The 10,610-nt window shown below is 73.7% G+C and carries 10 protein-coding genes; 9 read left to right on the top strand and 1 reads right to left on the bottom strand.

Annotation, left to right across the window (positions count from 1 at the left end; genetic code table 11):
* From infB to AUV08_RS05100, 7 genes are all read left to right on the top strand, one after another.
* Positions 1-2,493, top strand: a 2,493-nt coding sequence (gene infB, locus AUV08_RS05130) for a translation initiation factor IF-2 (RefSeq protein WP_061873123.1), incomplete at its 5' end; no start/stop codon positions are given.
* Positions 2,494-2,573: 80 nt separating this feature from the next.
* Positions 2,574-3,026 carry a 30S ribosome-binding factor RbfA gene (gene rbfA, locus AUV08_RS05125; RefSeq protein WP_036314977.1) on the top strand — a complete coding sequence of 151 codons (453 nt, stop codon included), beginning with the start codon at positions 2,574-2,576 and terminating at the stop codon, positions 3,024-3,026.
* A gap of 13 nt (positions 3,027-3,039) precedes the next feature.
* Positions 3,040-4,005 (top strand): tRNA pseudouridine(55) synthase TruB, encoded by a 966-nt coding sequence (truB, locus tag AUV08_RS05120; RefSeq protein WP_084785999.1) that lies wholly within the window; start codon positions 3,040-3,042, stop codon positions 4,003-4,005.
* Positions 4,002-4,370, top strand: a complete 369-nt coding sequence (locus tag AUV08_RS05115; RefSeq protein ID WP_002855305.1) for a hypothetical protein — start codon at positions 4,002-4,004, stop codon at positions 4,368-4,370. Before truB ends, AUV08_RS05115 begins: the two co-directional genes overlap by 4 nt.
* Before the next feature lie 11 nt (positions 4,371-4,381).
* The gene (locus AUV08_RS05110) at positions 4,382-4,813 is read left to right on the top strand and encodes a hypothetical protein (protein ID WP_036314984.1); all 432 of its coding nucleotides are present in this window, start codon (positions 4,382-4,384) and stop codon (positions 4,811-4,813) included.
* Positions 4,813-5,790, top strand: coding sequence for a bifunctional riboflavin kinase/FAD synthetase (locus tag AUV08_RS05105; RefSeq protein WP_036314988.1), 978 nt, complete (start codon positions 4,813-4,815; stop codon positions 5,788-5,790). Before AUV08_RS05110 ends, AUV08_RS05105 begins: the two co-directional genes overlap by 1 nt.
* Positions 5,787-6,629, top strand: coding sequence for a class I SAM-dependent methyltransferase (locus tag AUV08_RS05100; RefSeq protein WP_036314991.1), 843 nt, complete (start codon positions 5,787-5,789; stop codon positions 6,627-6,629). The genes AUV08_RS05105 and AUV08_RS05100 overlap by 4 nt, the downstream gene beginning before the upstream one ends.
* On the opposite strand, the gene AUV08_RS05095 is transcribed toward AUV08_RS05100, so the two are convergent.
* Positions 6,607-7,611 (bottom strand): CPBP family intramembrane glutamic endopeptidase, encoded by a 1,005-nt coding sequence (locus AUV08_RS05095; RefSeq protein WP_044658601.1) that lies wholly within the window; start codon positions 7,609-7,611, stop codon positions 6,607-6,609. The genes AUV08_RS05100 and AUV08_RS05095 overlap by 23 nt on opposite strands.
* 131 nt (positions 7,612-7,742) lie before the next feature.
* On the opposite strand from AUV08_RS05095, the gene rpsO reads away from it, so the two are divergent.
* Both rpsO and AUV08_RS05085 read left to right on the top strand, forming a co-directional pair.
* Positions 7,743-8,012, top strand: a complete 270-nt coding sequence (gene rpsO / locus AUV08_RS05090; protein ID WP_017488396.1) for a 30S ribosomal protein S15 — start codon at positions 7,743-7,745, stop codon at positions 8,010-8,012.
* 296 nt (positions 8,013-8,308) lie between these two features.
* Positions 8,309-10,570, top strand: a complete 2,262-nt coding sequence (locus tag AUV08_RS05085) for a polyribonucleotide nucleotidyltransferase (RefSeq protein ID WP_061866726.1) — start codon at positions 8,309-8,311, stop codon at positions 10,568-10,570.
* Positions 10,571-10,610 lie beyond the last annotated feature (40 nt).

The raw sequence follows: 10,610 nt of genomic DNA, 5'->3' as shown, positions 1-10,610 counted from the left end.
GCCCCGACCCCCGGCCCCGCCGCACCGACGCCGGCCGCCCAGGCCCCGGCCGCCCCGGCCCCCGCGCCGAAGGCCCCGCAGCCGCCGGCCGCGCCGGGGTCGGCCGCGCCGAAGCCGGGCGCCGCTGCGCCCAAGCCGGGTGCGTCCGCGCCGAAGCCGGGTGCCCCGCGCCCCGGCAACAACCCGTTCAGCCCCAAGGGCGGCTCCGCCGGGTCTCGCCCGGGCGCCCGCCCGGGCGGCCGTGGCGGTGCTCCGCGCCCGGGCAACAACCCGTTCGCCCCCTCGCAGGGCATGCGCTCCGGTCGTGAGGACCGCGCGCCTCGTCCGGGCGGCCCCCGTCCGCCGGCCGGCGCCGGCGGCCCCCGTCCGGGCGGTCCGCGCCCGGCCGCGGGCGCCGGCGGTCCCCGCCCCGGTGGGCCGCGTCCGAACCCGGGCATGATGCCCAAGCAGATCACCCCGGCCCCGCAGCCGGCCCGCGGCCGTGGCCGTCCGGGCGGCGGCCCCGGCGGCGGTCCGGGTCGTCCCGGCGGCCCGGGCGGCCGTGGCGGTCGAGGCAACGCCCAGGGCGCCTTCGGGCGCGGCGGCGGCCCGCGCAAGGGACGCAAGTCGAAGCGCGCGAAGCGCCAGGAGTTCGAGCAGCAGCACACGCGTGAGATCGGCGGCGTCAAGGTCCCCAAGGGCGACGGCACCACCGTCCTGCGCCTGCGCCGCGGTGCGTCCCTGGCCGACTTCGCCGAGAAGATCCGCGCCGACGTCGCCGACCTGGTGAAGGTGCTCTTCACCCTCGGCGAGATGGCCTCGGCCAACCAGTCCCTCGACGAGGAGACCTTCCAGCTGCTCGGCGACGAGCTGGGCTACAAGGTCCAGATCGTGTCCCCGGAGGACGAGGACAAGGAGCTGCTGGAGGCCTTCGACATCGACCTCGAGGCCGAGGCGGCCAACGAGGACGAGGCCGACCTCGAGCCGCGCCCCGCGGTCGTCACCGTCATGGGCCACGTGGACCACGGCAAGACGCGTCTGCTGGACGCCATCCGCTCCTCGAACGTCATCGAGGGCGAGGCCGGCGGCATCACCCAGCACATCGGCGCCTATCAGGTGCCCGTGGAGCACGAGGGCGAGCAGCGTCGCCTCACCTTCATCGACACCCCGGGTCACGAGGCGTTCACCGCCATGCGTGCCCGCGGTGCGAAGGTCACCGACATCGCCGTGCTGGTGGTGGCGGCCGACGACGGCGTCATGCCGCAGACCGTCGAGGCGCTCAACCACGCCCAGTCGGCCGGCGTGCCGATCGTGGTGGCGGTCAACAAGATCGACAAGGACACCGCCGCCCCAGACAAGATCCGCGGTCAGCTCACCGAATACGGCCTCGTGCCCGAGGAGTACGGCGGCGACACGATGTTCGTGGACGTCTCCGCGCGCAGCAACATCAACATCGACAAGCTGCTCGAGGCGATCCTGCTCACCGCGGACGCCGCCCTCGAGCTCAGGGCGAACCCGCACAAGGCCGCCCGCGGCGTGGCCATCGAGGCCAACCTCGACAAGGGCCGCGGCGCCGTCGTCACCGTGCTGGTGCAGACCGGCACGCTGCGCGTGGGCGACACCATGGTGGTGGGCTCCGCCCACGGCCGTGTGCGCGCCATGTTCGACGAGAACGGCAACGCCGTGGAGGCGGCCGATCCGTCGCGTCCCGTCCAGGTGCTCGGCCTGTCCTCGGTGCCGCGCGCCGGCGACTCGTTCCTCGTCACCGACGACGAGCGCACCGCCCGCCAGATCGCGGAGAGGCGCGAGGCGGCGGACCGCAACGCCCAGCTGGCCAAGCGCCGCAAGCGCATCACCCTGGAGGACTTCGACCAGGCCGTGGCCGAGGGCAAGCTGGACACGCTCAACCTCATCATCAAGGGCGACGCGTCCGGTGCCGTCGAGGCGCTCGAGGACTCGCTGCTCAAGATCGAGGTCGGCGAGGACGAGGTGCAGCTGCGCGTCATCCACCGCGGCGTCGGCGCCATCACGCAGAACGACGTGAACCTGGCGACCGTGGACAACGCCATCATCATCGGCTTCAACGTGCGCCCCGCCGAGCGGGTCGCCGACCTGGCCGACCGCGAGGGCGTGGACATGCGCTTCTACAGCGTGATCTACGACGCGATCGACGACATCGAGAACGCGCTCAAGGGCATGCTGAAGCCGGAGTACGAGGAGGTCGAGCTCGGCTCGGCCGAGGTCCGCGAGGTGTTCCGCTCCTCCAAGTGGGGCAACATCGCCGGTTCGCTCGTGCGCTCGGGCCTCATCCGCCGCAACGCCCAGGCCCGCCTGGTGCGCGACGGCGTGGTGGTCTCCGAGCACCTCAAGATCGAGTCGCTGCGCCGCTTCAAGGAAGACGCCACCGAGGTCCGCGAGGGCTATGAGTGCGGCATCGGCCTGGGCAGCTTCAACGACATCAAGGAGGGCGACGTGATCGAGACCTTCGAGATGCAGGAGAAGCCGCGCGTCTGACGGCCGGGGCGGGGGCCCGCACGGGCCCCCGCCTTCCGCCTCCCACCCTCTGAACCATCACCACCGGAAGGAACCGCACCATGGCCGATCCGGCACGCGCCGGCCGCCTGGCCCAGCGCATCAAGGTCCTCGTGGCCGAGGCGCTGCGCCGCGGCGTCAAGGACGACCGCGTGGAGCCCGTCACCGTGACGGAGGTCCGCGTGACCAACGACCTGCAGCACGCCACCGTCTACTACACCGTCCTGGGCGACGAGGCCACGGTGGCCGCCGCCCACGAGGGCATCCAGGACAACCGAGGCATCCTGCGCCGCGAGGTGGGCCGCGGGCTCACCATCCGCCTGGTGCCCACGCTCGAGTTCGTGGCGGACACCGTCCCCGAGGCGGCCGCACACCTGGAGGACGTCCTCCGCGCGGCCAAGGAGCGGGACGCCGAGCTGGCGAAGGCGCGCGAGGGCGCGTCGTACGCCGGTGACGCGGACCCGTACCGCACCGCCGAGCCGGACGCCGACGCCGACGACGCCCCGCGCGCCTGAGGCCCGCGGCACGGTGAGCACACGCAGCACCGGGGGACAGGCCCCCGACGCGCCGGGAACGGAGGCGTCGGGGGTCGTCCTCGTGGACAAGCCGCAGGGGTGGACCTCGCACGACGTCGTCGGGCGGGTCCGCCGGCTGGCGGGCACCCGCAAGGTGGGCCACGCCGGCACCCTGGACCCCATGGCCACGGGCCTGCTCGTGGTCGGCGTCAACAAGGCCACGCGCCTGCTGACCGCCATCACGGGCACGGACAAGACGTACACGGCCACGATCCGGCTCGGGCAGTCGACCGTCACGGACGACGCGGAGGGCGAGGTCGTGCAGACCCGGCTGGCCAACGCCGTCACGCCCGAGCGCGTGGCCGAGCAGGTCGCCGCCCTCACGGGCGAGATCCTGCAGGCGCCCTCGGCCGTCTCCGCCGTCAAGGTGGCGGGCCGGCGCGCCTACGATCGCGTCCGCGCGGGAGAGGACGTCACCCTCGACGCCCGCCCCGTCACCGTGCACGAGTTCACGGTGAACGAGCTGCGCCGGCTCGACGGCGGCCGGCTGGTCGACCTCGACGTCACCGTGCGCTGCTCCTCCGGGACCTACATCCGGGCGCTCGCCCGCGACCTGGGCGAGGCCCTCGAGACCGGCGGGCACCTGACGGCGCTGCGCCGCACCGCCGTCGGCCCGTTCGACGTGGCCGACGCGCTCTCGCTCGAGGCCCTCGCGGAGCGGGTCGCGATGACCGAGCTCTCCGAGGCCGCCGCCGGGCTCTTCCCGGTGCGCGAGCTGACGGAGCACGAGGCCCACGAGCTCGCCTTCGGGCGGGTCGTGGCGCCCACCGGCACGGGTGAGACGCTCGTCGCCGGGCGCGCGCCGGACGGCCGCGTCATCGCCCTCGTCTCCGACGTGCGCCGCCGCGGCGCCGACGTCGCCAAGCCCCAGCTCGTGTTCGCCCCGGCCGAGGGGCCGGGACAGGGAAGGACCGCATGATCCTCGACGCCTGGTTCTGGACGGGACTGGTGATCGGTGCCGTCTCGTTCGTCGTCTGCGTGGTGATGACGGCGATCCGCCGCCACCCCGCGGACGCCTCGATCCTCTCGGTGGCCGCCGTCGAGCTGTTCACGCTCGTCTATGCGGCGGCCGCCGCCGTCCGCCAGCTCGGCGGGGACACCCTGAACGGCCCCGGCTGGGAGTTCTGGGGCTACATCCTCACCGCCCTGATCGTGCCGGTGATCGCCGTGGGCTGGGCCGTCACGGACAAGACCCGGTGGTCCAACCTCGTGCTGGCCGTGGTCGGGCCCACGATCGCCGTGATGCTGCATCGCATGCAGGTCATCTGGTTCGGGCAGTGGTGAGGAGGATGGACATGGCACCCAGCGACGGCGCCCCCGCGCGCAACCAGGGTCTCGGCCGGATCATCGTCATGGTCTACGCGGTGTTCGCCCTCTCGGCGAGCGCGCGCAGCCTCTTCCAGATCCTCACGCAGTTCGACGCCGCCCCCGTGGCGTACACGCTCTCCGCGGTCGCGGCGGTCGTGTACATCGTGGCGACGTTCGCGCTCGCCCGCTCCGGCGCGCGCGCCTGGGCCGTGGCGCTGGGCGCCGTGCTCGTGGAGCTGGCCGGCGTGGTGGGCGTGGGCCTGTGGACCGTCCTGGATCCGGGGATGTTCGCCCACGACACCGTGTGGTCCCGGTTCGGCGCGGGCTACGGCTATGTGCCGCTCGTGCTGCCGGTGGTCGGCCTGATCTGGCTGCTGACGCACCGCCCCGCCCGCCCGGCCGAGGCGGGGGCGCTCTGATGCGGGTCTGGAACAGCCTGGACGAGGTCCCCACGGACCTGCCGCGCACCGTGGTCACCCTGGGCAACTTCGACGGCGTGCACCGCGGCCACCGGGAGGTGCTGCGCCGGGTCGTCGAGCTGGCGCGGGCCCGCGACGCCCTGGCCGTGGCCGTGACCTTCACCCCGCACCCGCGCGCCGTGCACCAGCCCGAGGTGCCCCACGTGGACATCATCAGCCCCGAGCAGCGGGTCGTCCTCCTGGAGGAGGCGGGTCTGGACGCGGTGCTCCTGCAGCGGTACACCCTCGAGTTCGCGGACCAGTCCCCGGAGGAGTTCGTCCGCGGCATGCTCGTGCACGGGCTGCATGCCGCCGTCGTGGTCGTGGGGCACGACGTGCGCTTCGGCCGGGGCAACACCGGCGACGTCGCGGAGATGGTGCGCCTGGGGGCCCGCTACGGCTTCGAGGTCGAGGCCGTCGAGGAGTTCCCCGCCGAGCACGGGGCCGAGCCGGAGCGCCGTTGCTCCTCGACGTGGGTGCGCGAGGCCCTGGCCGCGGGCGACGTCGCTCAGGCCGCGGCCGTGCTCGGCCGGCACCACGTGCTCGCCGGCGAGGTGGTGCACGGGTTCGCGCGCGGCCGCGAGCTCGGCTTCCCCACGGCGAACCTCGAGACGGATGTGCAGGGCATGATCCCGGCCGACGGCGTCTACGCCGGTTGGGTGCACGACGCGCACGGCGGCGTGTGGCCGGCCGCGATCTCCATCGGCTCGAACCCCACGTTCGAGGACGTCTCCCGCGTGGTGGAGGCGCACGTGATCGACCGCCATGACGAGCGGGTGGAGGACTTCGACCTGTACGGCCAGCACATCGAGGTCGAGTTCGTGGCCCGGCTGCGCGGGATGGTCGCCTACGAGGGCGTCGAGAAGCTCGTGGCGCAGATCACGCAGGACGTGGACGAGGCCCGGGCGATCCTGGCCACGACCCCCTCCGACCGGTGAGCGCCCCGGAGCCGGGCGCTTCCCCCGCTGTGCCGAACCTGCCGGGGCGCCCGGCCCGGGCCCGTCGGGCCGGGCCCAACCCCTTCGAGACCGGCGGGGAGCACTACGACGCCGTCCGCCCCTCCTACCCGGCCGCCGTGGTGGACCGCGTCCTGGCGGGCATCGCCGACGGCGCGGAGGTGGTGGAGCTCGGGGCCGGGACGGGACTGTTCACCCGGCTGCTCGCGGCCCGCCCGGCGGACCGGGTGCGGACGGTGACGGCCCTCGAGCCGTCGGCGTCGATGCGCGCCGTCCTGGAACGCGAGGTCGCGGCCGGCACGGGCGGGCGGGTGCGCGCCGTGCCGGGCACGGGCGAGGCCACGGGCCTGCCGGCGGCGAGCGCCGACGCCGTGGTGGCGGCCCAGGCATGGCACTGGATGGACCCGGCCGCGGCGAGCGCGGAGGCCGCACGGGTGCTGCGCCCGGGTGGGCGCCTGGCCGCGGTGTGGAACCAGCTCGACACGGCGGTGCCGTGGGTGCACCGTCTCACCCGGATCATGCACGCCGGGGACGTGCACGCCGCCCGGCCGGAGCAGCGCCGGTTCGCCGCCCCGTTCGGGGCGGAGGAGCACGCGCGCTGGGCGTGGACGCAGCCCATGACCGCGGCGGGGCTGCACGGACTCATGGCCTCGCGCTCGTACTGGCTGCGCGCGGACGAGCGGATCCGGTCCCGGATGACGGCCAACCTCGACTGGTACCTGCACGAGCACCTGGGCCATGCGGCGGACGCGGTCCTGCAGGTGCCCTACGTGACGGTGGCCTGGTGGGCGGCGCCGGTCAGGGGCGGGCGCCCACGGTGACCGGGACCGTCCGGGCGATCCCGGCCCGCCGCGCCTGCCAGAGCAGCAGCGCCGTGGCCACCGCGACCACCGCCACCGAGAGCAGCGTGGCCGCCGGGGAGCCGGCGGTCTCCGCGCCCACGTAGCTGTCCTCGACGGTGCCCACGAGCGTGCCGACGGCGATGATCACCACGTTGTTGACCACGTGGAGGGCGACGGCGGCCTCGAGCCCGCCCGTGCGCCACGTGAGCAGGACGGCGGCGACGGCGAACGCGGCGAGGTCCAGCAGGATCCACGGGTCGAGCGAGCCGTGGGCGAGCGAGAAGGTCGCCGCCGAGAGCACCGCGGTGACCGCGGCGGCCACGACCGGCCGGCGGATCCACGTGCCGACGGCCAGCAGCAGCCACCCGCGGAACAGGTACTCCTCGCCCGCGGCCTGGAACGGGGTGAGCACGAACGCCATGACGAGCAGCCAGACCCAGTCCTGCGCGCGCGGGGCCGTGGGGGCGCCGTCGAGGGCCCACGCGCCCAGCACGTAGGCGAGGAACAGCGGCGTCAGCACGACGACGCAGCGCGCCAGCCAGCGCCAGCGCACGCGGCCCTCGACCGAGTGGACGAAGCGGGCGGCGACGGGGTGGCCCAGCGCCACGGCCAGCAGCGCGACCCCGATCAGCGCGGCGAGCAGGAGGTTGTTCAGCAGCACCATGGGCGCGGAGTACAGGTCGAGGTCGGTCACGTCCGTCGGGTCGGCCGCGCCGAGCAGCGCGGGCCCGGACGTGGCGATCAGGGCGAGAGCGCCCAGCACGCCCCCGAGCACGAGGAGGCCCACCAGGCCGGCCAGCACGAGGCCGAAGGACGCGAGCGGGTTCCACCATCGGGCCCGCGGCGTGCGCAGCAGCGCGGGGTAGCCGTGGCCGATCAGCGGCAGATCCAGGGGCGGCGCGGGCGGCCGGAGGGGGAACGACGACGGGGCCGGGGAGTGGGGGACCGGTGGGGTGCTCACCGGGCCAGGGTAGGCGATGCGGTAGACTCGACCCTCGGCCTCCCTGCAGTCCGCGGTGGGGTGGGCCCCGCGTCGTCCGCCCCGGCGGGGCGCGGCCCGTGTTCGCGGTACCGAAGTGAAGGAGGCCCACCATGGCCCTGGATCCCGCTGTCAAGCAGCAGATCATCAAGGAGTACGCCACCCACGAGGGCGACACCGGTTCCCCCGAGGTGCAGATCGCGGTCCTGTCCCGCCGCATCAAGGACCTGACCGAGCACCTCAAGGAGCACAAGCACGACCACCACACCCGTCGCGGCCTGATGGCCCTGGTCGGTCGCCGTCGTCGCATGCTCGGCTACCTGCAGAAGGTCGACATCGAGCGCTACCGCGCGCTGATCGAGCGCCTCGGCCTGCGCAAGTGACCTGAGGAGGCGGCGCCGGAGCCCGCGGGAGACCCGCGAGCGCCGGCGCCGCCTTTCGTCTGCCCCCGGACGCACGTAGTGTGTCCCGGGGGAGAGATCGCCGCAGCCTGCGGCACTCCGGCGCGCCATGGCGCGCATCCCCGCATCATCGACACACCCGACGGCTCCGCGCCCATCGCTCGCGGTCCTCGACAGTGGCTCCCGGACCCCGCCGCACGGCGGGATGCCGAGGGCCTCGATCGAAGACCAGGGGGACAGGGACGCCTGCGGCGCCGTCCACCTGAAAGGAGGCCCTCATGGAGGGTCCTGAGATCACCTTCGCCGAGGCCGTCATCGACAACGGCTCGTACGGCAAGCGCACCGTCCGCTTCGAGACCGGGCGCCTCGCCCAGCAGGCCGCCGGCGCCGCCATGGTCTACATCGACGAGGAGACGTCGATGCTGTCCGCCACCACCGTCGGCAAGTCGCCCCGCGAGGGCTTCGACTTCTTCCCGCTGACCGTGGACGTCGAGGAGCGCATGTACGCCGCGGGCCGCATCCCCGGCTCGTTCTTCCGCCGCGAGGGCCGCCCGTCCACGGACGCGATCCTCACCTGCCGCCTGATCGACCGCCCGCTGCGCCCGGCGTTCGTCAAGGGCATCCGCAACGAGGTCCAGGTCGTCGTGACCGTCACCTCGATCGCCCCGGACGAGATCTACGACACGGTGGCCATCAACGCCGCCTCCCTGTCCACGCAGCTGTCCGGCCTGCCGTTCTCCGGTCCCATCGGCGGCGTGCGCATGGCCCTCATGGACGACGGCTCCGGCACGCGCCAGTGGGTCGCGTTCCCGAAGCACTCCCAGCTCGAGGGCGCCGTGTTCAACATGGCCGTGGCCGGCCGTGTGGTGGGCGACGACGTCGCCATCATGATGGTCGAGGCCGAGGCGACCCCGGACTCCTGGACCCTGGTCAAGGAGCGCGGCGCGCAGGCGCCCACCGAGGAGATCGTGGCCGAGGGCCTCGAGGCCGCCAAGCCCTTCATCCGCGCCCTGTGCGAGGCCCAGGCCGACCTGGTCAAGCGCGCCGGCAAGGACCCGGTGGACGTCCCCGTGTTCCAGGACTACCAGGACGACGCCTACGCCGCCGTCGAGAAGCTCGCCACGGACCGCCTGACCGAGATCTTCTCCATCGGCGACAAGCAGGAGCGCGAGTCGGCCTCGGACGCCTACCTGCTCGAGGTGCTCGAGGAGCTCGCCGGCGAGGGCAAGGACTTCGCCGAGCGCAAGGGCGAGATCGCCAAGGCCTACGGCTCCCTCACCAAGCAGATCGTGCGCCGCCGCATCCTCACCGACCAGGTGCGCATCGACGGCCGCGGCCTGACGGACATCCGCAAGCTGACCGCGGAGGTGGAGGTCCTGCCCCGCGTGCACGGCTCCGCCATCTTCGAGCGCGGCGAGACCCAGATCATGGGCGTCACCACGCTGAACATGCTCAAGATGGAGCAGCAGATCGACTCGTTGGCGCCGGAGACGACCAAGCGGTACATGCACCACTACAACTTCCCGCCGTACTCCACCGGCGAGACCGGCCGCGTGGGCTCCCCGAAGCGCCGCGAGATCGGCCACGGCGCCCTCGCCGAGCGCGCCCTCGTGCCCGTGCTGCCGGCCCGCGAGGAGTTCCCCTACGCGATCCGCCAGGTCTCCGAGGCCCTCGGCTCCAACGGCTCGACGTCGATGGGCTCCGTCTGCGCCTCCACCCTGTCCCTGCTGAACGCGGGCGTGCCGCTGCGTGCGCCCGTGGCCGGCATCGCCATGGGCCTGGTCTCCGCCGAGGTGGGCGGCCAGACCCAGTACGCGGCCCTGACCGACATCCTCGGCGCCGAGGACGCGTTCGGCGACATGGACTTCAAGGTGGCCGGCACCGCGGAGTTCGTCACCGCGATCCAGCTGGACACCAAGCTGGACGGCATCCCGGCCTCCGTGCTGGCCGCCGCCCTGACGCAGGCCCGCGAGGCGCGCCTGCACATCCTGTCCGTGCTGAACGCCGCCATCGACGCCCCGGACGAGATGGCCCCCACCGCCCCGCGGATCATCTCCGTGCGCATCCCGGTGGACAAGATCGGCGCGGTCATCGGCCCCAAGGGCGCCATGATCAACCAGATCCAGGACGACACGGGCGCGGACATCACCATCGAGGACGACGGCACCGTGCTGATCGGCGCCACCGACGGCGCCTCGGCCGAGGCCGCGCGCTCCGCGGTGAACGCGATCGCCAACCCGCAGGTCCCCGAGGTCGGTGAGCGCTACCTCGGCACCGTGGTGAAGCTGACCACGTTCGGCGGGTTCGTCTCGCTCACCCCGGGCAAGGACGGCCTGCTGCACATCTCCGAGCTGCGCAAGCTCAACGAGGGCAAGCGCGTGGACGACGTCGAGGACGTGCTCGGCGTGGGCCAGAAGGTCCAGGTCGAGATCACCAAGATCGACGACCGCGGCAAGCTGTCCCTCTCCCCGGTGGTGGCGGAGTCCGACGCCCTGGCCGAGACCGCGGACGCGATCGAGTCCTCGCAGATCGAGGCCTGATCCGCCCCGCCCGGCCCGGTGACCACGACGGCGCCGCACC

This window comes from Micrococcus sp. CH7, from assembly GCF_001595485.1.
Lineage (GTDB): Bacteria > Actinomycetota > Actinomycetes > Actinomycetales > Micrococcaceae > Micrococcus > Micrococcus luteus.
This window is presented reverse-complemented; position numbering and strand designations above follow the sequence as displayed.

What these genes read in the sequence shown, in the direction of transcription:
- rbfA (WP_036314977.1), top strand. Translation starts at nt 2,574, where the DNA reads ATGGCCGATCCGGCACGCGCCGGCCGCCTGGCCCAGCGCATCAAGGTC.
- AUV08_RS05115 (WP_002855305.1), top strand. Translation starts at nt 4,002, where the DNA reads ATGATCCTCGACGCCTGGTTCTGGACGGGACTGGTGATCGGTGCCGTC.
- AUV08_RS05110 (WP_036314984.1), top strand. Translation starts at nt 4,382, where the DNA reads ATGGCACCCAGCGACGGCGCCCCCGCGCGCAACCAGGGTCTCGGCCGG.
- AUV08_RS05105 (WP_036314988.1), top strand. Translation starts at nt 4,813, where the DNA reads ATGCGGGTCTGGAACAGCCTGGACGAGGTCCCCACGGACCTGCCGCGC.
- rpsO (WP_017488396.1), top strand. Translation starts at nt 7,743, where the DNA reads ATGGCCCTGGATCCCGCTGTCAAGCAGCAGATCATCAAGGAGTACGCC.
- AUV08_RS05085 (WP_061866726.1), top strand. Translation starts at nt 8,309, where the DNA reads ATGGAGGGTCCTGAGATCACCTTCGCCGAGGCCGTCATCGACAACGGC.